Genomic DNA, 26278 nt, shown 5'->3' on the forward strand with positions numbered 1-26278 from the left:
GTTTAGCCCGCCTCGCCAGTCGGGATCGCAGCTGGCACAGACAAGTGCTTAAATAGATATTCATTTAAGTAATAAAACCTCTAGACGACTTCGCGGCGTCGTGGGTAGCCTACATGCATGTCAGGCTCGTTTCGGTCCTGCAACGGCTAGCTGAGGCGATCCGATCAGCCAGGCCGGCACTCGGTCGCAGCGCGTCCGCCGCACAGCACCGTCGACCACCGCTGGGTGGCTAACAAGGAGGACTTGGACATGCAACGTCGGCCGCACCGGCTGCCTGCCTTGGTTGTTACCGCCGGCGCTCTGTTGAGCAGTCCCGTCGCGCATGCGGACAATGACAACAACACGCTCATACCGAACAACAAGCGGCTCAATGACAGTGTCGTCGCCAACGTCTTCACCGTGCAGCATCAAGCAGGCTGCAATAACGACGTGAGAATCAGCCCCCAGCTGCAAGCCGCTGCGCAGCGACACACCCAGGATTTGTTGAACAACCGGGCCCTCGATGGTGACATCGGTTCGGACGGGTCTAGCCCACAAGACCGCGCCAACGCGGCTGGTTTCCATGGCCCGGTGGCCGAGACGGTGGCGATCAATCAGTCAATCGCGATCAGCGGCAATGACTTAATCAACCGGTGGTACTACAACCCCGACTATTTCAAGATCATGTCCAGCTGTGCGAACAGCCAGATGGGGGTTTGGTCGCTGAACAGTCCGGATCGTACGGTCGTGGTTGCGGTCTACGGACAGCCACAAGCCGATCCCTCGGGACGGGGAGCAACACCACTGAACACCGATGGGCAGAACATTCCGCTCGATCCCAGTCCTGACTATGACGCCAGCGATGAACTCCAGTTCGGTCTCAACTGGTTCCCGTGGATCCTGAGGGGCGTGTACCCGCCGCCGGGCAATCCTCCGCAGTAGAGCGAGATTCGTCTATCGGTAGCAAACGCGGGTCAAAAGCCCGCACATCAATGTAATCCGGCCATAGGTCGCAAGGTCGCGTTAACACGCGACCTTGATTATGAACGTGTCGGTTGCCTTCAGGCTGGGATTATCGGTGTCAAAGCCCTCGGCACGTCCCCGGATGGTGTAGGTGTATCCGTGCAGGGCTACATCGGCGGCGCCCTGGAGGTCTTCGGCGTAGCCGCCGGTGAAGCCGCCCAGGTCGCTGATGTTGACCGACTTGGCGGTCAGCGCACTTCCGTTGGAAATAAACGCTTTTGTGCCTGCCGCTGTGTCACCGATAGTAACCGCAGTGAGTGATCCCATCGGAATGCACTTCACAGCGTGGGTCTCCGGAAGGGCATGATCGTTGATCGTCACCTGTGCGGTTTCTGGGGGCAATGTTCCCGGAGGTGCGGCTGCGCGGGGCGTTGACGAACATGCACCGACACTTGCTGTTATCACGACGATCGCGGATGCGTTGCGGAACCGCTTCTGCACGAGCGCACCCCATTTCATCTCGCCGCCATCCCGACTCCGAATTAGAGCAAGGTCGCCACCGCTGGATTTCGGCGTCGGCTTGCCCGGTGCGGCGAGCGGTCGGCTTGGTCAAAACAACGATATCCGACTTTGGCATCGTGGTCACGGCTATCGCGATGTATTCGTCGACAACCGTTTTCGTCTGTGGGTCGGTGATCAGCCGTCATCGTGGTCGATTGCGCGTCCTCTTAACGAGGACAACAAGATTGAAGAGCTGACGGTGTAGCCAGTGCAGCCGTGACTTGATCTCGGCGAGAGGCTATCGCCGAGGGGTTAGCGAGGCGACGAGCAAGTTGCGCAGTACGCCCTCATCACCACCGTCATCGGGGTCGGCGGGCTCCGCGATAAGGCTGAAGTTGATGCGGACGATCCAGCGGGCGAGGGTGTCAGCCGGGACATCTCGGCGAATATCGCCGACAGCGGCAGCAGCCTCGAGGCGCCGCACCAGCGCGTCAGCGAGCTTGGCTCGCCACAACTCGGAACCTTCGGCGGCATGATAGGCAGCGCCGACGGCTTGATGGTCGTCGACTAGTGATCGCATCACCGGTGAGCCACGGGCGATGTCGATTCCCCGCATGCATGCGGCGACGAGCTGAGTCAGGAAGGGCTCGTCAGTCTGCCAACATTGTTCAACGGCGTGCAGGGTAACGGTGAGCACTCGCATGAAGGAGGCCGCCAGCAGAGCGTCCTTGCTCGGGAAGTAGTAGTACACCGTCGACCGGTGCACGCCAGCGCGCCGGGCGATGTCGCCCATCCGGGTGCGCACAGGCCCCTTATCCGAGTAGCAGGAATCGGCCGCGGTCAGCAACCGTTCGCGCGCCTCATCATCTGCCGGCGAGTCCGCCCCGGCTGGCCTCGGGCGACGGCCTCTGGATTGGGCGGTCACACCAGCACACTACGGCCTCGCAGCTGTGTCGGTGACGCGATGCGAATGTCTCGGCGAGGACTCGCTGGCGGTTTAACTGCGCTGCGAGAGGTGGCGGCGCCACCGGTTGTTCCCGGCGAGTGAAGCTCAACCGGCCTTGGCGGCTGCCCGGAATCTCGGCGATGGGGCAAGCCCACATCCAGATGAGCCGGGCTCTACCCCCGACCAGTTAACCGGGTAGCAACTGTCCGGCAGCGCACCTGACTCACTGCGGCTCAGCAGTGCAGAGTTCCCTCGAGATTCTCCAGTAATGCTCCGAATAATGAGCTAACGATACAAACCGATATATAGATAACTATTTAGCTTTAACCGTCACTTCTGTCAGCCCCTTTTGTGCGCTGGATCACTGCCATCCGCGCTACAGAGTAAGGCTCAGGCGAGAGGTCGGTTAGTCAAGATCGGCGATTAATTGCCACGCATGCGGGGGTTGGTGTTGACCCATGCTGGTATACCCGCGTGAACAAGTTTTCGCCCGGAGTGTTAAGGGTCGCGCTGACGCCAGAAAATTCGTAGCCCTACCTTGCGGTAAGTGCAGCTCAGGACCCCACCGGTGGCTCGACGCGCTCTGTGCGGGCCTGGGATATGGAGACGCGCCGGTGTGCACTCGATCCCGCTCAGCGGCGGGCTGCGATGGTGGAAATGCAAGGGATGTATCCGTACTTCAGTGAGCCGATTTACGTCGCAATCCCTTTATTGATTCCGGTGCGCAATAAGAAACGACGTTTAAGCATCCTGCTCTGCAATAAATACTACTGTTTACCGTCTGGAATGAACTCAGTTAAGGTGATTACTGTAGATAGATCTGCGAACGTATAGCGCGCAGTTCCTGGATACCATTCCTAATTTATGGTCAAATAGTGTAGTTCGTAGCAAACTTTATGGCCCTGGACTGGTCGCGATGCGGGTGATGCTGGGCGCGGGAGCGTCCAGCCCTGGCCGATGCGGCCGATCACCTGGCCCTTGCGATATCTACGAGGTCTGATGGGTGCTGTGCTGTTCGACACGGGTGTAGCGAGCCAACCTGACACGGCCCTCCCGTTTGCGGGTATTGCGACATTTCAGCCAAAATTGTCGGAACCCACAGCAAACCACCGCAGTTGCGCTCACGTCACTTCGCCGGTTTGTCCAAAATGGCGTTCGTCGATGTTGCCTTGCCTTAATGTAATGGTGTAGCGTCCCGCTGTGCTCTGGGCCACACCGTTTCGAAAGGGAGCAGCACGTCGTACCGCTGCCGGGGAGGATTCATCGTCTAATGTCGGCTCCGACTGGTTACAAACGAGTGCGCTAGTGGTAGTCGCGGACACAGCACCTATTCCCGCCTTGACCGCTCCGCCAGAGGAGGGCGTGGTGGTCGAGTCTCCGGGAACCGCTCGGCTGGCCGTTGCCGGCAAGCCGCTACGCGAGGTAGGCAGCTACTTCGCATTGACCCTCGACATCTTCACGCAGCTGGTGCGCCCGCCGTTTGCTTGGCGCGAATTCATCCATCAGGCGTGGTTCGTGGCTCGGGTGTCGATCGCCCCGACGATCTTGTTGTCGATTCCGTTCAACGCGCTCAGCGTCTTCATCATCAACGTTCTGCTCGTGGAGATCGGCGCCGCCGACGCATCAGGTGCTGGGGCTGCGTTGGCGAGCGTGGCATACATCGGCCCGATAACCACGGTGCTGGTCGTTGCGGGTACCGGCGCTACTGCGATTTGTGCTGACCTGGGTGCTCGGACCATCCGCGAAGAGCTCGACGCGATGCGGGTGATGGGGATCAACCCAGTGCAGCGACTGCTGGTACCCAGGGTCTTGGCGCTCTGCCTCAACGGGTTGTTGCTCAACTCGATCAACACCATCGTCGGGTTGGTCGGCAGTTTCTTCTTCTCGGTCTACTTTCAGCACGTCACTCCGGGTGCCTGGGCGGCGAGCCTGACGCTACTGGTCAAGATCGCCGACGTGGCCATCGCCTTCTTCAAGGCGGCTTTGTTCGGCCTGGTTGCTGGGACCATCGCCTGCTACAAGGGCGTCACGGTTGGTGGGGGACCCCAAGGTGTCGGCAACGCGGTCAATGAAACCGTGGTGTACACGTTCATGGCGTTGTTCGTGATCAACGTCGTGCTAGTCGCGGTCGGCACGAAGGTGACGATGTGACCGCGGCCCCCGCCCGACACCGCCCGACAAGCGTGATTCCCGCACCGCCGCGGTTGGCACGATTGTCGATCACCCTGCACCGCTTGGTCGCCGGCTGGAATCGGCTGGGAAGCCAAACCGCGTTCTACGTCAAGGCGCTGAGTCTGGTGTGGGATGCGGTCGCCCGCTATAAGGCTGAGACGCTGCGCCTGATCGCCACTATGAGTCTGGGGATCGGTGCGCTGGCCATCATCGGCGGGACCGTGGTGGTCGTCACCACACTGGTCATGTCGACCGGAGCGTTCATCGGTATCCAGCTCTACCGATCACTGTCCGATGTGGGCGTGGAGGCTTTGAGCGGTTTCGCCTCGGCCTACCTCAACACCCGTTTCGCCGCGCCGCTGACCTCGGCCATCGGGCTTGCCGCGACTATCGGCGCCGGAGCCACCGCACAGCTGGGAGCTATGCGCATCAACGAGGAGATCGACGCTCTGGAAGTGATGGGCATCCGCGCGATCAGCTACCTGGCATCAACGCGAATCGTAGCCGGCGTGCTGGTTACCGTTCCTTTGTGGTGCCTGTCCTCGCTGGCCGGATATCTGGCGACGCGAACGCTGGTGGTCGTCGCCTTCGGGCAGGCACCCGGGGTCTATGACCACTATTTCAACACCTACCTGCAGCCCACCGACTTGATCTGGTCACTGCTGCAAGTGATAGCGACGGCAACGGTCGTGATGCTGGTACACACCTACTACGGTTTCAACGCGACCGGCGGCCCAGCCGGCGTCGGCGAAGCTGTCGGCCGCTCGGTGCGCGCCTCACTGGTCGTGGCGGTAACGGTGCAGTTGGCGGTGGCAATGGCCGCCTACGGCGTGTCCGGCAACTTCAACCTGTCTGGATAGCACGCGATGAAGAAGATGCAACGTGAAGCCGGCCTTCCCCCGGCGCTGTGGACTCTCATCCTCCTTGGCACGATCACCGGCCTGGTCGTGCTCACGGTAGCGGCGTTCAACAGAGACCTGAGGCCCTATGCGAGGGTGACCCTCACCGCCGACCGCTCCGGTCTCATCATGGAACCCGGCGCCAAGGTGAAGTTGCGCGGCGTTCAGGTCGGCCGGGTTACCTCGATTCACTCGGGCGATCCCGTGACGCTGCGGCTGGAGCTCTACCCCGAGCAGCTCCAATACATCCCGGCCAACGTAAGCGCCCAGATCACCGCCACCACGGCGTTCGGGGGCAAATACGTCGATCTTCAGATACCTGAAAGCCCGAGCCCCAGACGCCTGGCGGCGGGCGCTGTCGTGCGATCACGCAACGTGACGACCGAGGTCAACACCGTGTTCCAGAACCTTGTCGCGGTGCTCAACCAGGTCGACACCCCCAAGCTGAACGCCGTACTCACCGCGCTGGGCGACGGGTTGCGCGGCAAAGGGGAGGCCCTCGGTGAGGCGACCACCGACCTCAACGAAGTCCTCGAGGCGATCAATCCCCGCAGCGAGACGATCCGGGCCGACTTTCGCGCACTCAAAGGATTCAGCGACACCTACAGCTCCGCCGCACACGACATCGTTACGGTGCTCGATGCGGCCAGCACCACCAGCGCCACCGTCAGCAACAATGCTCAGGCCCTGGACTCACTGCTGCTCAACGTCGTTGGACTCTCCCACAGCGGCATCGGTTTGATCGGCCCGAACAAAGACAACCTCGTGCACGGCGTCAACTTGCTCGAGTCGACCACGCGGCTGCTGATGAAGTACAACCCCGAACTGACCTGCACGCTGGTCGGCTCCAAGTACGACGCCGAGTTTTTCGGCGACGTATCGGGCGGCCACAACGGGTACTCGGTCACACTCGACGTCGCCTTGCTGCTTGGTGACGAGGCGTACCGATACCCTGACAACCTCCCGATCAACGGAGCCAAAGGCGGCCCCGGGGGACAGCCCGGCTGCGGAGCGTTACCCGACGTGTCCAAGAACTTCCCGCTGCGCTACCTCGTCACCAACACCGGGTGGGGGCGCGGCCTGGACATGCGACCCAACCCCGGCATCGGTTTCCCCGGATACGTCGACTACCTGCCGGCCACCCGTGGAACACCGCAGCCGCCCAGCCTTCGCCATCCGGGAGGGACGGCACCTGGTCCGATTCCGTACCCGGGTGCGCCACCGTACGGAGCGCAGCAGTACGCGCCGGATGGAACGCCGCTGTATCCGGGGTTGCCGCCCGCGCCTCCGCCGGGACGACCGCGAGATCCCGGCCCGCCGCCTGCGGGGTCGGAACCGTTCACGCCGCCAGTGCCGGGGGCGATCCAACCGACCTGCGGCGTCCTCAACCAGGTGTGCGAACCGCTGCCACCGCCACCAAATGTCCCGGGGCCATGACTGCCCACCGCGTTGAGAAGAGTTAGGGGAGGGCAGACATGAAAGAGAACCTCACCGGGACACTGTGGCGCCTCGCCATCTATGTCGTCGTCTCTGTCCTGGGCATGTTCACGCTGGTCGCCCTGTTCGGGCAGCTGCGCTTCCAGTCCGAGAAGACCTACAAAGCGCAGTTCGCGAACGTGTCGGGGTTGGAGGGCGGAAACTTCGTCCGTATCGCCGGTGTCGAGGTCGGCAAAGTCAAGAACATCACCGTCGAGCCCGACTCCACGGTCCTCGTCGAATTCACCGCAGCAGAAAAGGTCGTGCTCACCGAGGGCACCAGGGCCGCCATCCGTTTCGCCGACCTCACCGGCGGTAGGTACGTGGCACTCGAAGAGGGAGCGGGCAACATCAGGCGACTCAGTCCAGGCGCGACCATCCCCCTAGCCCGTACCGAACCGGCACTCGATCTGGACGCGTTGATAGGCGGTTTCCGGCCACTGTTCCGGGCGCTGGACCCAGACCAGGTCAACAAGCTGACCGGGCAGCTGATCGCGGCCTTCCAAGGTCAGGGCGGCACGATTGGCTCATTTCTCACCCAGGCCGCCGCACTCACCAACACCTTGGCCGACCGCGACCACCTGATCGGTCAGGTCATCGTCAACTTGAACACCGTGCTCGGTTCGCTCGGCGGCCAAAGCGGTCAGTTCGCCCGTGCCGTCGACTCCCTCTCCGAACTGGTAGCAGGCCTTGAAGCCCGCAAGCAGGACATCAGCAATGGCGTGGCGTACGCGAACGCCGCCGCCGGGTCGATCACCGATCTACTGGCCCAAGCCCGCCCGCCGGTGAAAAAGGTGGTGCACGAGGCAGATCGCACCGCGGGGACCATGCTGGCCGACCGCGAGTGGCTCGAAAAGTACCTCGACCACTGGCCCGACGCCTTCAAGATACTGAACCGGCAAGGCTTATACGGAGACTTCTTCAGCTTCTACCTGTGTGACATCGTGCTCAAGCTCAACGGCAAGGGCGGCCAGCCGGTGTACGTCAAGGTGGCCGGCCAGGCCAGCGGCAGGTGCACGCCGCGATGAAAACGTTCTCCGAACGCAATCCGTTCATCATCGGCGCCATCGGCCTGGGCGCGGTTTTTACACTCATGTTGGTGTCCCTGAACTACGACAAGCTGCCGTTTTTCCATAGCGACAGAACGTATTCGGCATACTTCGCCGAAGCGGGCGGCCTGGAGCCCGGTAACCACGTGCAGATATCGGGTTACCGGGTCGGGCAGGTCGACAGCGTCGAGTTGGACGGACCGCGCGTGCTGGTCACGTTCACCGTCGCCAGCAATCTCCGCCTCGGTGAGCGCACCGAGGCAGCGATCAAATTGCGGACCGTGCTGGGCAGCAAGGTCCTCGAGGTCAGCCCTCGTGGCGAGGGGCAGCTGACCGGACCGATCCCGCAGCAGCGGACCACATCTGCCTACCAGCTGCCTGACGCGCTAGGCGACCTCACCGCGACGATCAGCGGTCTTAACACCGACCAGCTGTCGAAATCGCTTGCAGTGCTAGCCAACACCTTCACCGACACCCCGCCCGACCTGAAGGCCGCGGTGCAGGGGGTGGCGCGCTTCTCGCAAACCCTGGATGAACGCGACGGCCAGTTGCGGACCCTGCTGAGTAACGCCAATAAGGCGACCACAGTGCTGGCAAAGCGCAGCGACGAAGTGGCCAAGCTCGTCCGCGACACCAACGCCCTTTTGAGGCAACTGAGAAGCCAAAGCAGCGCGCTGGAGCAGATTTCCAACAATCTTGCTGCGCTGGCCCGCCAACTCAAAGGCTTCATCGCCGAGAACCGCGACACGCTGAAGCCGGCCCTCGACAAGCTCAACAGTGTGCTGGCGATCGTCGACAACCGCAAGGAGAACGTCCAGAAGGCGCTCGTCGGGCTCAACAAGTACGCCTTGGGCCTGGGGGAATCAGTGTCGTCCGGGCCCTTCTTCAAGGCCTATGTCGTAAACCTTTTCCCCGGACAGTTTGTGCAGCCGTTCATCGATGCGGCGTTCTCCGACCTCGGCCTGGACCCGAATGTGTTGCTGCCCAGTCAACGCGCCGACCCGCAGGTTGGCCAGCCAGCGACACCGCCGCTGCCGATGCCGTTCCCGCGGACCGGTCAGGGCGGGGAACCGCGAATGACGCTGCCCGACGCCATCACCGGCAATCCGGGCGACCATCCGTGCGGTTCTCCCGGCGCAGCCTCGTCGGGGCCCGGCTGCTACCCCTACCGGGAGCCCCTTCCCGCGCCGCCCCCCGGTGGGCCGCCGCCAGGGCCACCCGCGCAGCCGGGTCAAGGCGCGGGGCAGTCAGCACCGTTGCCGGGGCCCGCACAGCCGGGCGAAGGGGGTGAGGGACGATGAGTCCCCGCAGCGCGAGGATCGGTGTGGCCATCGCTCTCACAGCGGTACTGCTCGGCGGAATCGTCACCGTGGTGCGGTCGGCTGCAGGGGTCGGTCGCACCACCGTCGTCGGATACTTCGCCAACAGCACTGGCCTCTACAACGGTGACAGCGTCGTTATTCTCGGTGTGCCGGTCGGCAAGATCGAGAAAATCGAACCGGAACCGGACCGTGTGCGAATCACCTTCTGGCTCAACGACAAATATAAGGTTCCCGCTGACGTCAAAGCTGCCATCCTCTCGCCGTCGCTGGTGACGCCCCGGTCCATCCAGTTGACCCCCGCCTATACGGGCGGCCCTGCACTGGCCGACCATGCGGTGATCCCGCAGCAACGTACCGCGGTGCCGGTGGAGTATGACGACTTCCGCCAGCAGCTGGAGAAGCTGACGCAGGTGCTGCAGCCGACCGCACCGGGTGGAACCAGCACCTTGGGGGCGTTCATCAACACCGCGGCCGACAACTTGCGAGGCCAAGGCCCAGACATCCGTAAGACGGTCATCGAACTTTCGCAGGCGATTTCAGCGCTCGGCGACCATAGCAATGACCTGTTCAGCACCGTGAAAAACCTGTCCATTCTGGTCTCCGCGCTGCACGACAGCAGCGACCTGCTCCAACAACTGAATCAGAACCTTGCCGAGGTCACCGGTCTGCTCGCCAATGACCCCAACGAGGTCGCCAATGCCGTCCGCAACCTCAACGACGTGGTTGGCGACGTCCGAGGCTTTGTGGCCGAGAACCGCGACGCGCTGGGTACCACGTCGGACAAACTGGCGTCAGTGACTCAAGCCGTGACCGACAGCCTCGGCGACGTCAAGCAAATTCTGCATACCGCGCCAACGGCCTTTCAGAACTTCCTCAACATCTATCAACCCGCACAAGGGACGTTGACCGGTGCGCTGGCCTTCAACAACTTTGCTAACACGATCCAATTCCTTTGTGGAGCAGTAGAAGCCGCATCACGTCTAGGCGCCAAGGAATCAGCGAAGCTGTGTGTGCAGTACCTGGCGCCGATCATTAAAAACCGCCAAGTGAATTTTCCGCCGCTGGGCGAAAATCTCTTCGTCGGGGCCGCGGCGCGCCCCAATGAACTCACCTATAGCGAGGACTGGCTGCGCCCGGATTATGTTCCGCCGCACCCTGACTCCCCGCCAACGGGAGACGGCACGGCACCGCCGGCCGCCGGGGCGACCCCGGCTGAAGCCCCGCCGCCGGCGGCGGATGCGCCGGCGCCTGCGCAAGCGGCGCCAACGAACCCGGCTGAGGGATTACGCGGAATGATGATGCCGCCCGGAGGTGGACAATGAGCCGATCACCACTTCGGCGTCGCGTGATGGCGGCGCTACTGGCGGCGGTGGCGCTCGCAACACTGTCCGGCTGCGGGTTTCGGGGCCTGAACTCGTTCAATTTGCCGGGCACCAAAGGCGGCGGCCCGGGCGCGTATACCATTCGGGCGCAGATGCCCGATGTGCAGAATCTGCAACGCAATTCGCGGGTCCGGGTAAACGATGTGACGGTCGGCAATGTCATCGACATAGAACTCCAGGGTTGGAATGCGCTGGTTACCATGACGATCGACGGCGATGTCGACCTACCCGCCAATGCAACCGCTACCCTCGGTCAAACCAGCTTGCTCGGTTCGGTGCATGTCGAACTGGCGCCTCCTGCGGGAGTAGCGCCGCAGGGCAAGCTGAAGAACGGGTCGTTGATTCCGCTGTCGTCGGCTGGCGCCTATCCGTCCACCGAGCGGACACTGGCCGCCGTGTCGCTGCTGCTCAACGGCGGCGGCCTGGGTCAGGTTCAAGACATCACCAAGACGTTGAGTACTGCTTTCAGTGGGCGCGAACAAGATCTGCGAAACCTGCTGAATCAGCTCGATACATTCGTCGGCTACCTCAACGACCAAAAAAGCGACATCATCGCCGCAACGGACCACCTCAACAATCTTGTCGGTCAATTTGCCGATCAGAAACCGATTATCGACAAGGCACTGAAGACCATTCCGCAAGCATTGACCGTGCTCAAAGACGAGCGAGACAACCTCGCCAACGCCCTCGGTGAAGTCGGCCAGTTGAGCGCGCTCGCCGCTGACTCGGTTAACAAGACCAAGGAAAACCTGATCAAGGAATTGAAAGACCTTGGCCCCGTGCTGCAATCGCTGGCCGATGCAGGGCCGGCGTTGACCCGATCGTTAGGCTTCCTCGGGACATTCCCCTTCCCCGCGGAGACGCTCAGCAAATGGATACGTGGCGACTACGCGAACTTGACGGCGGTAATCGACTTGACGCTGAGTCGGCTCGACGCGTCGTTCTTAACCGGCACCCGCTTCGAGTGCAATCTGACTGAGCTTGAGTTGCAGTGGGGCCGCACCATCGGGCAATTGCCCAGCCCCTGCACCGGGGGCGGGCCGTACAACCCTGGCAACCCCTTGGTTGTTCCCTACCATTTCGACCAGGGGCGCTGAGATGCTGCATCTGACCCGGCGCACCAAGATCCAGCTGGCCATTTTCACGGTGATCAGCCTGAGCGCAGCCTCGCTCATGTTCTTCGACTACATGCAGATACCGACGGTATTCTTCGGGGTCGACCGCTACACGGTCACGGTGGAGCTACCTCAAGCCGGCGGCCTTTACCCAGGCGGCAACGTCACCTACCGAGGCGTCGAGGTGGGGCGCGTGCAAGCGGTAAAGCTGACTGCGACCGGCGCCGAGGCCGTGCTTCAGCTCAATTCTGATGTCCACATTCCTGCCAACCTGAATGCGCAGGTCCACAGTGTCTCGGCGGTCGGCGAGCAATATGTCGAGCTGCTGCCACGTGGTGGGCAGGGGCCGTCACTGAAAAACGGTGACGTGATCCCGGTCGACCGTAGTTATGTTCCACCAGACATCAATTCACTCCTGGCGGCCACGAACCGTGGCCTTACCGTAATCCCGCGTGACAACCTCAAAACGGTTGTCGACGAGTCCTATACGGCCGTGGGCGGGCTCGGCCCGGAGCTTTCCCGGCTGGTCAGCGGAACGGCGAAGTTGGCGACCGACAGCCGTCAGAACCTCGACGCGCTAGTCAACCTGATCGATGGGTCAAAGCCGCTGCTGGACAGCCAGACCCAGTCAGCAGACTCGGTCCAAGCTTGGGCCGCACACCTGGCGACGATCACCTCCGAGCTGCGCGATAACGACTCCTCGGTCGCAGGTCTGCTACGAGAAGGCGGCCCGGCGGCCGCCGAGGCCCGGCAATTGTTCGACCGGCTGAGCCCCACGCTGCCGATCGTGCTGGCCAATCTGGTCAGTGTCGGGCAGGTAGGCGTCACCTACCGCGACAACCTCGAATCCTTATTGGTCGAGCTGCCCCAGGGGGTGGCCGAAATCCAAGCGACCGGGGTGGCCAACCGCAACACCAAGCAGGATTACAACGGCGCGTTCCTGAGCTTCAATCTGAACCTCAACTGGCCGCCCCCATGCACCACCGGATTCCTGCCCATCCAACAGCAGCGCGCTGCCAGCTACGAGGACTATCCGGACTCCCCTAACGGCGACATCTATTGCCGGGTACCGCAAGACTCGGTGCTCAACGTGCGCGGTGCCCACAACATGCCCTGCGAAACGCGCCCCGGCAAACGCGCGCCGACCGTCAAGATGTGCGAAAGCGACCAAACCTACGTTCCGCTTAACGACGGCTTCAACTGGAAGGGTGATCCGAACGCGACGTATTCCGGGCAGGACGTGCCCCAGTACAGACCGGGCGAGGAGCCGCCCGGACAGGTCCCCCCACCGTCGCCGCCGGGCCCGGCGCCACCGCCGATAGCGGCCGTCCAATACGATCCCGCCACGGGCATGTATATGGGGCCAGACGGCCGGATGTACACCCAGACCGACCTAGCTGTCGGCACCAAGAAAGGGCAAACATGGCAGAGCATGCTGATGCCACCCAAGAGAAACTGAGCGAGACGGACCTGGCGGGAACGTCCGCATCGGCCGGTCCCCCGGACGAGGGTTCATCGGAAGCGGTCACAGCTGATGAGACGACCGCTGAGGCGCCCGCTTCGGACAACCCGACAGTCGAGGCGCCGGACGACGAAGTCGAGGATTACGACGCCTCGGTTGATGACGCTGCCGAACCGGATGCCGAAGACCCTGTGCCGGCCAAGAAACTACGCTCGCCTGCGCTGTTGGCGACAGTGTTCGGGTTGGTCACAGTTGTCGGCCTGGCGGCGCTCGGGGGCTGGTTCGGGTATCAGACGTACCAGTCACACCAGGCCCAACAACAGCGCGAACTGATGGTTCGCATCGGCAGGCAAGGCGCGCTGAACCTGACGACAATCGACTGGCAGCACGCCGATGCCGACGTCCAACGCATCCTGGACTCAGCGACGGGCACTTTCTACGACGACTTTTCTCATCGATCCAAACCCTTCATCGACGTCGTCAAGAAAGCGCAGTCGAAATCGGTCGGGACAATTACCGAGGCGGGCCTGGAGTCGCAATCGGGGAACGAAGCCCAAGTGCTAGTCGCTGTGTCGGTAAAGACCTCGAATCTCGGTGCAGCCGAACAGGACCCGCGGCATTGGCGGATGCGCGTCATCGTACAGAAGGTCGGAAACGACATGAAAGTCTCCAACGTCGCATTCGTACCGTGACGGGGCCGCGCCCTGGCCAGCGCCGACGATCAAGACCACGAACCAGATAAGGAACCATCGCAGTGCGGGTTATATCCGATTCCGCCGTAGAGCGGGACGAAACACAGGTCGATGAGCAGGCCACTCAGCAAATCGATACTGAGACCGACGAAACCGACGAGACCGGGGACGGCACGGACACGGTCAGTACCGAAGACGTTGCCGAATCGGAGGACGAATCCGCCGACGATCCCGAAACGGAAGATTCCAGAGACGTTGAACCCCGGCCGCGTAAGCGCCGGATCGGATGGTCGCGGCTGCTGGTCTTCGGGGTGCTGCCTATATCAGCTTTGCTGATCGCTGTGGCCACGGGCTTTCTCAAGTGGCAAGCCGCTTCGAACCTTCTGTCCAGGGCGGCCGAAATCGAGTCAGTCGCCGCCGCCAAGGATTCCAGCGTTGCGATACTGTCCTACCGACCCGACACCGTCGAAAAGGACCTAGGCGCCGCCCGCGATCGGCTGACCGGCAAGTTCAAGGACTCCTACACACAGTTAGTCCAGGATGTGGTGATACCAGGCGCGAAGAAAGACCACATCTCGGCGGTCGCTACCGTTCCCGCCGCCGCCTCGGTGTCGGCGAACCCAAACCACGCGGTCGCGCTGGTGTATGTCGACCAGACTGTGTCCGTTGGCAACGATGCGCCCACCGATACCGCATCCACCGTCCGGGTGACCATGGACAAGGTCGGCAACCGTTGGCTTATCTCGGCATTCGACCCAGTTTGAGGCCAAGATGGCACAGGCAGATATCTCCTGAGGGTCTGGCTGGGTGATAAACCGTGACATGGCTCCCGGATGACGCAGCACAACAGTGGTTTTAATCTGGGAGCGGACGCACGTGCGGTGCGTCGGTCCAGCCTCCGATGTGTGCACACCCTACGAATTTGCATGAATAGCTTTGCCTTTGGGGTTCGCTAGCTTTCCGCGGTCGGAAGGGTTCGTCGAGAACTGCGGTGCCGCCGGGTGCGGCCGCCGGCCGCGTGCTTAGCTTGGCTACATGATCTCGACGCTCGAAGACGTGCTGAGTCTGTTGGACCTGCAGCAGATCGATGACGCAGCGTTCGTGGGCACTCAACCCGACACCCCCAACCACCACATCATCGGAAGCCAGGTCGCCGCTCAGGCGTTGATGGCGGCCGGGCGGACGACACCCGGGCGACTGGCGCACAGCATGCACATGTACTTTCTGCGGCGTGGTGACGCAAGGCAGCCGATCCAGTATGACGTGACCCCGCTACGTGACGGCGGCACCATCTCCTCGCGTCGGGTGACCGCGAGCCAGTCGGGAGTCGTCCTCTTCGAGGCGCTCGCCTCATTCACAATCATCGCCGACGACGTCGACTGGCAACAAAGAATGCCTGACGTGGCGGGGCCGTCCGCGGTCCACGGACTCGAGGATCTCTTGACGCCCTACGCCGAGGAATTCGGTGACTGGTGGCCGCAGCAACGTCCATTCACCATGCGGTACCTCGACGCGCCGCCTCGGGTCGCCCTTGATCTCTCCGACCCGCCGCCGCCGCGGCTTCGGATCTGGCTTCGTGCGAACGGCGAGGTCACCGACGATCCGTTGGTCAACAGTTGTGTGGTGGCCTATCTCAGCGCGCTCACACTGCTCGAGTGCGTGATGACGACGATGCGCACCACACCGGTGGGGCCTCGGCTCTCGGCGCTAGTCGACCACACCATCTGGTTTCACCGCGCGGGACTGCCCCCAGTTTGGTTGACTCCTGACCTGTGAGGATTCGTCCTCGCTGGAAGGATCAGCTCGTGCCGAAACCGTTTCCTGCCGAGTTCCGAGCCGACGTCATCGCTGTGGCCCGCAAGGGCGAGGCGCCGCTGCGCCAGATCGCGAAGGACTTCGGCATCTCGGAAGCCTGCTTGCACCGCTGGCTCAAGATCGCCGACCGCCAAGACGGTGGCGACCGGGCCAGCACGCCATCTGCCGTTGCTGACGATGTAGCCGCGCAGCTGCGCGAGGCGCACAAGCGGATCAAACTCCTCGAGCAGGAGGCCGAGGTGATGCGCCGCGCGGTCGGCTACCTGTCCCGGGACGCTAACCCAAAATGATGTACCCGCTGGTCCTCGACCTTGCCGCTGACGGGATCCCTGTTACGGTGACCTGCCGGGTCTTGGGATTCTCTACCCAGGCGTTCTACAAATGGCGCAAAGCACCGCTGTCGCAGCGAGATTGGGACGATGCGCACCTGATCAACGCCGCCCGCGACATCCACGCCGACGACCCCGCATTCGGCTACCGATTCATCGCAGACGAACTTCCCGGGCGCGGGATCACCGCCGGTGAGAACCGCGTCGCACGGCTGTGTTCCCAGGAGCGCATCTGGTCGATCTTCGCCAAGAAACGTGGACTAAACCGTCGATCCGGACCACCGGTCCACGACGACCTCGTCCAGCGTCAGTTCGGCGCCCCGGCCGCCAACCAGGTCTGGCTGGCCGATATCACCGAGCACCGCACCGACGAAGGCAAGCTCTACCTCTGCGCCATCAAAGACGTCCACTCCAACCGGATCGTGGGCTACTCGATCGACTCGCGAATGAAGTCTTCGCTGGCGGTGGCCGCCCTGGATCACGCCGTGGCGCTTCGCGCACCTGTCGCGACGATCGTTCATTCCGACAGGGGCAGCCAATTTCGGTCACGAAATTCGTCCACGCACTGTCGCACAACGGGTTACACGGATCGATGGGCCGGGTCGGTGCGTGCGGAGACAACGCCGCCATGGAGTCGTTCTTCGCCCTTCTGCAACGCAACGTGCTCGACCGGCGACGCTGGTCCACCCGAGCCGAACTACGCCTGGCGATCGTGACCTGGATCGAGCGGACCTACCACCGACGCCGCCGGCAACGCGCACTCGGCAGGCTCACCCCGATAGAGTTCGAACTGCTCCACACACCAGTCGCAACCGCGGCCTGAAAATCACACCCCGCGAGTCAACTGAACTCGGGGCAGTCCCCGCTGCCGATTTTACTGACTGGCTGCTCTTCGACCAGTTCTCGCCGAGCATTGTGGGCCGCCGCGGTTTGGCCACCGGGACCCTGTACAACCGGTCGGGCGAATTGGTGTGCATCGCAACCCAGGAGGGTTACTTCGCTGAGCAGCGACAGTGAAGCGGATCAATGGCGTTGGCAGCGCCGCGATTACGTGATCACGCCGGCGATCTTTAGTTCAATAAGGCGGTCGTCATCGATGCCCAGTTCGCGCAGTACTGCGTCGGTGTGCTCCGCGAATTGCGGTGCTCTGGTTAGGCTGGCTGGATCGTCGTCGAACTGCGCCGGGCTGGCGACCAACTTCTGCGGATGACCTTCGGCATCGACGATTTCGGCGATGCGACCGTTGGCAGTCAGTGCTTCGTCATTGGCTATTTCCCAGGCATCCTGCACCGGGGCCCACTGCCCTCTGCCCTTGCGTAATAACGCTTGGCATGCAGCGAAACTCAACCTGCCGATCGCGTCCGCAACGATTTGTTGAGCAGTTTCGCTGTGCTCGGCCATCGCGTCGAGCGTTGTGAACCGCGGATCTTCAGCGACCTCGTGCAGACCCATCAGCCGGCAGAACTCCGGCCAGTACCGCGTCGGCTGCAACATTGACAACTGGACGAACCTTCCGTCCGAAGTCCGATAAGCGCCGGTGAGCGGGTTGCCCGGGGCCTGGGTTCGGCGTTCTACCTTCGGCAGCGGGCCGCCCATCAGCATCGCCATGTTCACGTTGAACTGGGTTGTCCAAGCGCCGACCGCCAAGAGCGAGACGTCGAGCACGGACGGTTCCCCGGTGGCCTGTCTGCCGTAGAGTGCCGCCGCCACGGCGCCGGCGATGGTGATGCCGCCGATGTTGTCCCCGTAAGCCCCGGCGGGCATGAACGCACTGTGTGCGGCATCGGGCGACGTGAGGCCGTCCGCGCTGCCACCACGGGCCCAGAACGCCGTCGCGTCATAGGCCCCCGCATCCCGGTCGGCCCCTTTCAGTCCGAAGCCGCTGCCGACGACATAGATTATGGCGGGGTTGATTCGGCGGACGTCGTCGACGTCGATGGACAGCTTCTTCCGCGTCGACGGCAGGTAGTTCGTCAGGAACACGTCGCTTCGCCGAATCAGTTCGTCGAGCAGGGGACGCGCCTCGGAATTGTCCAGGGCCAGGCCGACACTGCGCTTTCCGCGGTTGGGGGCTTCCATGATCGGCGCGAACGACGATCCGGGTACAGTTGCCGCGGCTCCCAACACTTTGACCAAGCCGCGCTGGGCATCGCCGGTGACAGGATGCTCGATCTTCACCACGTCGGCGCCCCAGTCGGCGAGCACAGCGCCTGCCGAGGGAACGAAGGTGAACTGGGCGACCTCCAGCACGCGAACTCCGGTGAGCGGTTTACGCATCAGATGTCCTTCAAGTGAGGGTGGGCACGGTGCCCACTCAGTGCATGATGTCTCGGACCTTCGTCTTCTCGTGGCCCTTGAGTAGCTCAGCGCTGGCGTTCTCCATGTGTCGCCGCCAATGCGCCTCGGCCTCGGCGCCGTCCCGGGCGGCCACCAAGTCGGCGAGTCGGGTGTAGGACCGCATCAGCTTGGTGTACTGAGCCTTGGGCACGACGTTCTGAACGCTGAGAAATGCTGCGGTCATGTGCCTTTCGAAGATTTCGTGCAGCATGCCGACGATCACGGTCAGTGTCGCGTTGCCCGACAGTTCGACTAGCCGGCGGTGCAATGCGGTGGACGCCGCGCCCAGCTTGCCGGTCTCCCATGCAGCGGGGATCTCCTCGATGAGTTCGCGTAACTCGCGGTGGGCCGCAGCGGTGCCATCCTCTGCGAGCAGCCGGGCCGCATACGGTTCAATGCCCATCCGTGCCGTCATCACGTCCGCGAGCGTCGTTCCCGCCATCTCGAGCAGGAAGCCCGCCGGCCGCGCGACGATCTCGGGGCCCGGGACGCGAACCCGGGCGCCGGTGCGTGAGCCGCGCCGCACCTCCACGAGGCGGTCGGACTCCAAGACTCGCACCGCTTCTCGCAGTGACGGCCGGCTGACCTGAAAGTGATCCATGAGTTCGGCTTCGTAGGGAAGGAAGTCGCCGTCTTTGAGCTGTCCCTCGACGATCATCCGCCGCAACGTGTCCGCCACGATCTCGGCCGTCTTCGGCGACCGCACCGCACCGTTATTCTGTGACGTGGCCATCGGCGCGAGCGGTTCCCGCTTGGGCATCGCGACCTCCTGAACTCGACATGTAGTACTCAGTACACCATGTAAGGCACCCATCTGGTGCATCCGTAGCTGGCGTCAATGTAGTTGCGAAAGAACGCGCGTCGCGGCCGCACCATAGCCGGAGCGTCGTCGACGTCCGACCAGGAAGCTTGGCGGTGAGGCAAATGCCGTGTCGGGCACTCGTTTGCGAGTCGCCAGCATCTCGCGTGCCTGTGTGTCGTCGCCACAGATCGCGATCGACCACAGCATATCGTCAGTGACGTGGTCGGCGATCGTTTCCGGATGGCCGCTGCGGAAGGCCGATCGGATCCGGGCGACCTGGTCTGTCCAGCCGTGCAGTTCGACGAGTGAGTCGTAGGTCTTCACGGTGAAGTAGAAGGCGATCTGCAGCCGCGCGTCCCGGACAGCCCGGGCCGGGTCGTCGTTGTCGATCGCGGTGATCAGCCACCCCCAACGTCGTAGCTCGGCCGGGTCGCGTCCGCTTGCTTCCGCGCCGCGGACCAGTTCGGGCTCCACGACTTCGGTCCACCACCGATCGGTGAACAGGCCGTGCCCCAGTACGCCATCGGCGATGCGACCTACCGTCCGCAACATGATCTTGTTGAACGCTCCGATCAGGATGGGAACGTCTAACCGGCCGAGCACCGGTGCACGGATGTCGGCGTCAATCGTGTAGAACCGGCCCTCGTAACGGACGCGTTCGCCGTTCTCGGCGTTCAGGAACGCCCGGATCGCCTCGATCAGTTCGGCCATCCGGGGGGCGGGGTGGGCGGCGTCGACACCAAACCAGTCCTTATTCATCCGTGAGGTCCCCGACCCAAGTCCCAGAAAGACCCTGCCCGGGGCGAGTGTCCAGAGATGTCGGACCGCCGCGGCGTGCACGAACGGGGACCGGGCGAATGCGTATGCGATTCCCGGGCCGATGTACGCCCGCGAGGTACCGAGAGCCATCTCGGTCGCGGTGATGTATGCGTTGAGATCGGCGAACTCGCCGGCGCAAAACGCCTGCGCGCCGGCGGTCTCCGCCTGCGCTGCCAGCGCGGGCCCCGGCCACGGCAGACCCCAGTCCATGCGTCCTCGCATCCGTCGGCACTACGTCACTAACCTAGTTAGATACGTAATTGTACTTCCTGCCCGGTGGCTACGCCATCGCCCCTGCATCGATCGTTTTCGACAAAAGTGTCAAAAAAGAGTAGCCTCGCGATAGTCCTGCTGCTAGGCGTCGTGCGTGGAAAGGACATTCCGATAATGCAAACATTGCCGAGCATGCTGCCCACCGGGTGGTTTCAGGTCGCCTGGAGCGCTGACCTTGCCGTCGCCGAGGTGATCCCGATGCACTACTTCGGCCGGGATCTGGTCGCCTTCCGGCAGCTGGATGGGGTGGTGAAGGTGCTGGACGCGCACTGCCAGCATCTTGGCGCGAGCCTGGCCCACGGCGGCTGCGTAGTCGAAGAAGGCATCCAGTGCCCTTTTCACGGCTGGGTGTGGAACGGCGCGGGACGCAACGTCCACATTCCCTACCAGGATCGGCCCAATAAGGGCCGCCGAGTACGTAGCTACCCGGTCGCCGAGCTCAACGATTCGATCTTGATCTGGCATGACAGCGCGGGCAGAGATCCATTGTGGGCGGCACCCGACGCGTTCGCGGTGCTTGGCGAACACGTCCGCTCGCAACGATTCCACCCATTGACAGCCGATTGCCGGACGCGGCATGAGCGGGTAAAGGTGCATCCCCAGGTGATCGCCGAGAACGCCGTCGATCCTCACCACTTCCAATTCGTCCATCGCACCCCGATCAGTCCCGTGGTACTGCGTGAAAGCACCGACAGCTCGACCTGGTCGGCCAAGGTCGGCTTTGGCCGGAGGTGGAGCGACGGCCTGGACCGCACCGGCGACACGATGAACACGATCGAAATCTATTGGTCAGGAATCGGGCTCAGCTACAACGGCGAACACGTCCGCGACGGAATCCGAGTCATCTCCATCTGCGCGACACCGGTGGACGACACCAGATCCGACATCTTCGCCGGCTACTGGATCAGCGAGGAAACGTCAGAAGGCCCGGATGATTTCGAGGCGCGCCTGGCCGCAGCGAAACTCGCCCTGCCCGACGACATCCGGATCTGGGAGCACCAGAAGTACCTCGAACCGCCGGGTCTGGCGACCTCGGAGGCGGCAGGCTTTCGCGCGCTGCGCCGGTGGGCGAGCGGGTTTTATCCCGAACCGGAGGCTGCCGCCGAGCCGGTCGCGCATGGTGTCTGAGGGCTCGCCCCCGCGGGTAACACGCAAGTCCGACCGCACCCGAGAGTCAATCCTGGACGCTGCGCGGACCGCGTTTGCGCGCAAGGGTTTCTCGGGCGTCACCATCAAGGACATCACTGACCTCGCGCCGGTCACCCGGGCGAGCTTCTACTATTACTTCTCCGACAAGACCGAGCTTTTCATCGAGCTCGGCACCGACACCTACCGCGAAGCGCTGGCGGTTGTCGAGGGTTTCATGGAGCAGGGGAGCCCGCCCAGCCGGGAGGACGTCGAGGCCTGGGTTGCCGGCTACTTCGACTACCTCGACCGCAACGGTGCGTTCGTCATCCGCTCCACGGAGGACATGCCTCCCGATCGCAAATTCCGCGCGGCGGTCGCCCGCTCGCACCGTCGAACCGCCGCCGCGCTCGGTGAGGGCATCGCAAAGATGGCGCCGACACCGCCCGACCTCGACCCCGTGGCTACCGGGCTGGTGATAATGGCGATGCTCGAACGCTCATGGCTGATGGTTCGCCACAACGAGGTCCCGTCGACGACACGCCAAGCGGTGATCATGGCGGCCACCGAGATGCTGTGGCGAACGGTCAACGGTCAGACCTGACCGATGTCCATTCGCCGATAAGCTTATCGATCGTGGTCAGCCGACCCAGCACGGCAATAGTGTTGTCCAGCACCTGTTCTGCATAGTCCTTGGGGGTGCCGCCGACGGCGTCGCGCGGGACGACGAGTTCGAAACCGGCCTGCGTAACATGCCCGGCAGTGTGGGTGATCGCCAGGTTCAGCGAAACGCCGGCAAGGACGATGGTGCTCACGCCGAAGCCTTTGAGCACGGGCAGTAGTTCGGAATCGAGCGTTGGGAAAAGGCCGTGGTGGCGCGGTAACACCAGATCGGTGGGTGCCAGTAGCTCGGGAAGCACTGTAGTGGAGGCGGTTCCGGGTGCCCAGTGAGCGGTTGCGGGGCCCAGGGCCCGCCAGATGCGCGCCGTCCCGGTCGGCCGGCCCCCGAGGTTGCCCTCATAGGTCGCGTGCACCACCCGCGCGCCGAACTGGCGGGCGGAATCGAGAAGTCGGCGCACACTGGAGACGAGTTCAGAGCTGTCGGCGGCCAAAGCGGGCAAGACGGACTCGGGGCCTAGCACACCGTTCTGGCATTCCACACAGACAACGGCCGTAGTCTCGGGGTCCCATGGTGTCGGAGCCATCCCTGCACCCTAGTCCATTTTTTTGACACCTGTGACGAAAAATTCGGTAGATCCCTTACAAAATATCGCGTTTCGCCTTCTTTACCTCGGAAGACTCTAAGGTGAAATCGTGGAGATCCGCGATCACATCTCATCCGGTAAACCTGCCCTGGTCCTCGCTCGGACTGGCACGGTGATCGACTTTGCCGAGCTGGAGAAGCGTGCCAATCGTCTGGCTCACTTCTGGTATGCCGCCGGACTTCGCGAGGGCGACACGGTTGCGGCATTACTCGAGAACAATGAACACGTCCATGCCGTGATGTGGGCGGCGCGCCGAAGCGGTCTGTACTACGCGTTGATCAACACTCACCTGACAGCCGCCGAGGCCGCCTACATCGTCGACAACAGTTCAGCAAAGGCGCTGATCGGGTCACGCGCGACTCGCGACATCTGCGAAGGCCTTGCCGAGCATTCCCCCGGCGGGTTACCTGAGCTGCTGCTGATCGCCGACGACGATCTAGACGGATGGTACCGCTACCCGGAATGCGTTGCCGACCAACCCGAGACGCCGATCCCCGACGAAAGCGAAGGCGATCTGCTGCAGTACTCGTCGGGAACCACTGGCAGACCCAAGGGGATCCGCCGTGAGCTTCCGCATCTACCACCAAGCGAAGCACCCAGCATCCTGATGCCGTTGATGAATGCCGTCGGAATCACCAGCGAGTCGGTGTATCTGAGCCCGGCGCCGCTGTACCACACCGCGCCGTCGTTCTGGTCGATGGTGGTGCAGTCGCTGGGCGGCACCACCGTCGTGATGGAGAAGTTCGACCCGGAACACGCGCTCGAGTGCATCCAGCGCTACGGCATCACTCATGGCCAATTCGTCCCGGCGATGTTCGTGCGGATGCTCAAACTGCCCGAAGCGGTGCGCATATCCTACGACGTTTCCAGCCTGCAGCGGGTGGTGCATGCGGCCGCGCCATGCCCGGTGGACATCAAGAAACAGATGATCGCGTGGTGGGGGCCGATCATCGACGAGTACTACGCCGCTTCGGAGGCGGTGGGAGCCTCGTTCATCCGCGCCGAGGACTGGCTTACCCACCCCGGCTCGGTCGGCCGACCCTTGGTTGGGGTCCCACACATCCTCGACGAGAGCGGCCATGAGCTACCGCCCGGTGTGCCCGGCGAGATCTATTATGAGGGAGGGCATTCGTTCCAGTACCTCAAAGACGATGCGAAGACGGCGGCGGCCCACGACGCGCACGGCTGGGTGACCGTCGGTGACATCGGCTATCTCGACGTGGATGGCTACCTCTATCTCACTGATCGCCGTCATCACATGATCATTTCGGGTGGCGTGAACATCTACCCGCAAGAAGCCGAAGACCTCCTGATCACCCATCCCAAGGTGCTCGACGCCGCAGTCTTCGGTATTCCGGATGACGAGATGGGTCAGGCTGTCAAAGGCGTGGTGCAGACGGTAGATCCGGCTGATGCCAACGACGGCTTCGCGGCGGAGTTATTGGAGTGGCTGCGAAACCGGTTGGCGCACTACAAGTGTCCGCGGTCTCTCTCGTTCGAGGCGCAGCTGCCCCGGACCGATGCCGGTAAGTTGTACAAGCAGCAGCTCGTCGGCAAATATTCGGCGAAGGGATAGGTGATCAGCCCAGTTTCAGAGGCACGCGCTCAAGTGAAAAGGTGCTCGCGGGGAACACAATCTGCGGTTCCTCACCGACTTTCACCGAAAACTCGGGAATGCGCCGGAGCCATTCGCCCACGATCAACTTCAGCTCGAGGCGGGCCAGGTGCGACCCCAGGCAGCGGTGTGGCCCGCCACCGAAGCCCCAGTGCCGGTGCACCTTTCCATCCATCACCACGTCATTGGTCGAGATCTCGTCGCTGTCGTCGCGATTGATGGCAGCGACACACAACCGCACCATGGTGTCGGCGGGCAGCGTGACGTCCCCGATGGTGACCTCGGTGGTGGTCACGCGGGGCAGCATCGGCGCCGGCGGCTCCAGCCGGACGATCTCCTCGACGAACACATCGATCTGGTCGGGATCGTCGTGGAGGGTGGCCCTCAGCTCCGGGTTGCGGGCGAGCTCCAGCAGTGCGGAACTCATCGCCGCGGTGACGGTGTCCAGCCCGGCCAGGACGAAAAGGAAGCTCAGGCCCATGATTTCGGCGTCGTCGAGTGGCTCCTCGCCATTGAGCAACTGCGACAGGATGTCCGGCCCGGGGTCGGCGCGCCGTGCGTTGATCGCCTCGGTGAGGTATGCGACCAATTCGAGTGCCGGCGTCAGGTCGGCATCCTCGAGTGACGGCGCTTCCGAGATCGCGATGACCGAGGTTTTCCACGCGACGAGCTTGTCGCGATCCTCCAGCGGAAGCCCGAACAAGGTCAGGAATACCTGTGAGGGATAGGGGATCGCCACGTCGGCCACGACTTCGCACTCGCCTTGTGCGGCTACCCGTTCGATGATCTCGATCGCCTGCTGCTGCAGCGAGGGCAGCATCTCTTTCAAGGTGTGTGGACTGAAGAAGGGCTGCAGGATCTTACGGAACCGGGTGTGTTCCGGCGGATCGAACGAGATGGGCACCAACGGCAGCGGGCTGCCGAGCACGTCAAAAGCCTTCTTCGAGGAGAACAATTCGGGATCGCGCAGCGCGGCCAGCACGTCCTCGCGGTGGGTCAGATAGAAGATTCCGTCGACGGACACCACCCGCCCTGCGTCACGCAGGACCTTCCACCCCACCCCGCGGTCTGCCGCCATCGGCAGGCTGGCGAAGGAAAGTTCGGGTGCGCCAAGGGTTTCCACGTATGCTCCTAAAGGTTAGAATGCCGACCGGTGCAAGCCACCGTCGACTTCGATCCAACTACCGGTGAGGTAGCCGGCAGGTTCTGAGCAAAGATAGGCGATGAGCGAGGCAATCTCGCTCGGTTTGCCCATTCGCGCTGCCGGCACCCGAGCTTCGCGCAGCATGAACTCGCGTCGCTCCTGATCGGTGCTCGCGCCGAGGTGCTGCTCCAGGTAGGCCAGTGCGTTCTCAGTCTCGATCCAGCCGGGCGCGACGGTGTTGACCGTGATGCCGAACTGGGCGTACTCGTCGGAGACCGTCTTGAGCAGGCCGATCGTCGACGGCCGACTGGTGTTGGCCACCGCGTGGTGGATGTTGCCCGCCGGCTCCTTGGCGGTGGCGGAGCCGATGTGCACGAATCGGCCCCAGCCGGCGTCCTGCATGGCAGGCAGGACCGCGTGCAGCAGGAGGATCTGGCTCATCGTGTGCAGTTCGAAGGACTCACGGTAGACGTTCACATCGGTGATATCGGCGAAATCGCCGGGCCGCTGGTACTTGGCCTGCCCGACAACGATCAGCGGTGCCCCGTGCCGGGCCGCAATCTCGCGGACGGCGTCGGTGAGCTGCCCGTCGTCGGCCACGTCGGCAGTGACACCGATGGCAGTGCCCCCTTCAGTGCGGATCGCCTCGACCGCGGCGTCGACATCGGTCTTAGTCCGCGCCAGTATCGCAACCCGCGCACCTTCTGCGGCAAGCAGTTTGGCGACCTCGAAGCCGATTCCCTTGCTGCCGCCGACGACCAGCGCCGATCGGCCGTCGATTCCGTAATGCATCCGG

General features: G+C 63.1%; 24 protein-coding genes and 2 pseudogenes. 18 read left to right on the forward strand and 8 right to left on the reverse strand.

All coding sequences use genetic code 11. The features are described from left to right. Positions 1–249: 249 nt before the first annotated feature. Complete coding sequence (locus OCU_RS31600; protein WP_026071529.1) at positions 250–921, forward strand: CAP domain-containing protein; 672 nt, start codon at positions 250–252, stop codon at positions 919–921. A gap of 81 nt (positions 922–1002) precedes the next feature. On the opposite strand, the gene OCU_RS49990 is transcribed toward OCU_RS31600, so the two are convergent. Further along, entirely contained in the window at positions 1003–1323 is a 321-nt protein-coding gene (locus tag OCU_RS49990; protein WP_009953707.1) for a lipoprotein LpqH, read from the reverse strand. Between OCU_RS49990 and OCU_RS51315 the strand changes: the two genes are divergently transcribed. Beyond that, entirely contained in the window at positions 1313–1708 is a 396-nt protein-coding gene (locus OCU_RS51315; RefSeq protein ID WP_162130881.1) for a hypothetical protein, read from the forward strand. The two genes, OCU_RS49990 and OCU_RS51315, sit on opposite strands and share 11 nt — an antisense overlap. Before the next feature lie 33 nt (positions 1709–1741). Here OCU_RS51315 and OCU_RS31610 read toward each other — a convergent pair whose 3' ends face one another. Next, entirely contained in the window at positions 1742–2248 is a 507-nt protein-coding gene (locus tag OCU_RS31610) for a TetR/AcrR family transcriptional regulator (protein ID WP_014379506.1), read from the reverse strand. Between the two features lie 1503 nt (positions 2249–3751). On the opposite strand from OCU_RS31610, the gene OCU_RS31615 reads away from it, so the two are divergent. The 13 genes and pseudogenes from OCU_RS31615 to OCU_RS51005 all read left to right on the forward strand — a co-directional run. Beyond that, positions 3752–4540 carry an MlaE family ABC transporter permease gene (locus OCU_RS31615; protein ID WP_009953710.1) on the forward strand — a complete coding sequence of 263 codons (789 nt, stop codon included), beginning with the start codon at positions 3752–3754 and terminating at the stop codon, positions 4538–4540. A 32-nt stretch (positions 4541–4572) separates the two neighbouring features. Beyond that, entirely contained in the window at positions 4573–5421 is an 849-nt protein-coding gene (locus tag OCU_RS31620; RefSeq protein ID WP_009953712.1) for an ABC transporter permease, read from the forward strand. Positions 5422–5427: 6 nt separating this feature from the next. Beyond that, the gene (locus tag OCU_RS31625; protein ID WP_009953713.1) at positions 5428–6897 is read left to right on the forward strand and encodes an MCE family protein; all 1470 of its coding nucleotides are present in this window, start codon (positions 5428–5430) and stop codon (positions 6895–6897) included. A 38-nt stretch (positions 6898–6935) separates the two neighbouring features. Further along, positions 6936–7964 carry an MCE family protein gene (locus OCU_RS31630; RefSeq protein ID WP_009953715.1) on the forward strand — a complete coding sequence of 343 codons (1029 nt, stop codon included), beginning with the start codon at positions 6936–6938 and terminating at the stop codon, positions 7962–7964. Next, complete coding sequence (locus OCU_RS31635) at positions 7961–9286, forward strand: MCE family protein (RefSeq protein ID WP_014379507.1); 1326 nt, start codon at positions 7961–7963, stop codon at positions 9284–9286. The genes OCU_RS31630 and OCU_RS31635 overlap by 4 nt, the downstream gene beginning before the upstream one ends. Next, positions 9283–10629 (forward strand): virulence factor Mce family protein, encoded by a 1347-nt coding sequence (locus OCU_RS31640; protein ID WP_136244918.1) that lies wholly within the window; start codon positions 9283–9285, stop codon positions 10627–10629. Before OCU_RS31635 ends, OCU_RS31640 begins: the two co-directional genes overlap by 4 nt. Positions 10630–10655: 26 nt before the next feature. After that, complete coding sequence (locus OCU_RS31645; RefSeq protein WP_009953718.1) at positions 10656–11786, forward strand: MCE family protein; 1131 nt, start codon at positions 10656–10658, stop codon at positions 11784–11786. A gap of 1 nt (position 11787) precedes the next feature. Then, the gene (locus OCU_RS31650) at positions 11788–13263 is read left to right on the forward strand and encodes an MCE family protein (RefSeq protein ID WP_009953720.1); all 1476 of its coding nucleotides are present in this window, start codon (positions 11788–11790) and stop codon (positions 13261–13263) included. After that, positions 13227–13958 carry a hypothetical protein gene (locus OCU_RS31655; RefSeq protein WP_009953721.1) on the forward strand — a complete coding sequence of 244 codons (732 nt, stop codon included), beginning with the start codon at positions 13227–13229 and terminating at the stop codon, positions 13956–13958. Before OCU_RS31650 ends, OCU_RS31655 begins: the two co-directional genes overlap by 37 nt. A gap of 62 nt (positions 13959–14020) precedes the next feature. Continuing rightward, entirely contained in the window at positions 14021–14722 is a 702-nt protein-coding gene (locus OCU_RS31660) for a hypothetical protein (protein ID WP_009953722.1), read from the forward strand. A gap of 271 nt (positions 14723–14993) precedes the next feature. Then, the gene (locus tag OCU_RS31665; protein ID WP_014379508.1) at positions 14994–15734 is read left to right on the forward strand and encodes an acyl-CoA thioesterase; all 741 of its coding nucleotides are present in this window, start codon (positions 14994–14996) and stop codon (positions 15732–15734) included. Between the two features lie 29 nt (positions 15735–15763). Then, positions 15764–16925, forward strand: a pseudogene (locus tag OCU_RS31675) (IS3 family transposase). A 41-nt stretch (positions 16926–16966) separates the two neighbouring features. Next, positions 16967–17119 (forward strand): annotated as a pseudogene (locus OCU_RS51005) (acyl-CoA thioesterase domain-containing protein); the annotation flags it as partial. Positions 17120–17149: 30 nt separating this feature from the next. Here OCU_RS51005 and OCU_RS31680 read toward each other — a convergent pair. The 3 genes from OCU_RS31680 to OCU_RS31690 form a co-directional block, all read right to left on the reverse strand. Next, complete coding sequence (locus tag OCU_RS31680) at positions 17150–18379, reverse strand: CaiB/BaiF CoA transferase family protein (protein ID WP_014379510.1); 1230 nt, start codon at positions 18377–18379, stop codon at positions 17150–17152. 37 nt (positions 18380–18416) lie between these two features. Then, entirely contained in the window at positions 18417–19199 is a 783-nt protein-coding gene (locus OCU_RS31685) for a FadR/GntR family transcriptional regulator (protein ID WP_009953727.1), read from the reverse strand. A 75-nt stretch (positions 19200–19274) separates the two neighbouring features. Then, a complete protein-coding gene (locus OCU_RS31690) occupies positions 19275–20270 on the reverse strand; it encodes an LLM class flavin-dependent oxidoreductase (RefSeq protein WP_009953728.1) in 996 nt (331 codons plus the stop codon). Between the two features lie 177 nt (positions 20271–20447). Between OCU_RS31690 and OCU_RS31695 the strand changes: the two genes are divergently transcribed. Continuing rightward, the gene (locus OCU_RS31695) at positions 20448–21461 is read left to right on the forward strand and encodes a Rieske 2Fe-2S domain-containing protein (RefSeq protein WP_020188811.1); all 1014 of its coding nucleotides are present in this window, start codon (positions 20448–20450) and stop codon (positions 21459–21461) included. After that, the gene (locus OCU_RS31700) at positions 21451–22062 is read left to right on the forward strand and encodes a TetR/AcrR family transcriptional regulator (protein ID WP_009953731.1); all 612 of its coding nucleotides are present in this window, start codon (positions 21451–21453) and stop codon (positions 22060–22062) included. The genes OCU_RS31695 and OCU_RS31700 overlap by 11 nt, the downstream gene beginning before the upstream one ends. Here the strand turns inward: OCU_RS31700 and OCU_RS31705 are convergent. Next, positions 22046–22663, reverse strand: a complete 618-nt coding sequence (locus OCU_RS31705) for a cysteine hydrolase family protein (RefSeq protein ID WP_020188810.1) — start codon at positions 22661–22663, stop codon at positions 22046–22048. The two genes, OCU_RS31700 and OCU_RS31705, sit on opposite strands and share 17 nt — an antisense overlap. A gap of 109 nt (positions 22664–22772) precedes the next feature. On the opposite strand from OCU_RS31705, the gene fadD4 reads away from it, so the two are divergent. After that, complete coding sequence (gene fadD4, locus OCU_RS31710; RefSeq protein WP_009953733.1) at positions 22773–24299, forward strand: fatty-acid--CoA ligase FadD4; 1527 nt, start codon at positions 22773–22775, stop codon at positions 24297–24299. A 4-nt stretch (positions 24300–24303) separates the two neighbouring features. Here the strand turns inward: fadD4 and OCU_RS31715 are convergent, their stop codons facing one another. Both OCU_RS31715 and OCU_RS31720 read right to left on the reverse strand, forming a co-directional pair. Then, positions 24304–25416, reverse strand: coding sequence for a cytochrome P450 (locus OCU_RS31715; protein ID WP_224112187.1), 1113 nt, complete (start codon positions 25414–25416; stop codon positions 24304–24306). A 60-nt stretch (positions 25417–25476) separates the two neighbouring features. Then, complete coding sequence (locus OCU_RS31720; RefSeq protein ID WP_009953736.1) at positions 25477–26274, reverse strand: SDR family oxidoreductase; 798 nt, start codon at positions 26272–26274, stop codon at positions 25477–25479. Positions 26275–26278 lie beyond the last annotated feature (4 nt).

Source organism: Mycobacterium intracellulare ATCC 13950, assembly GCF_000277125.1.
Lineage (GTDB): Bacteria > Actinomycetota > Actinomycetes > Mycobacteriales > Mycobacteriaceae > Mycobacterium > Mycobacterium intracellulare.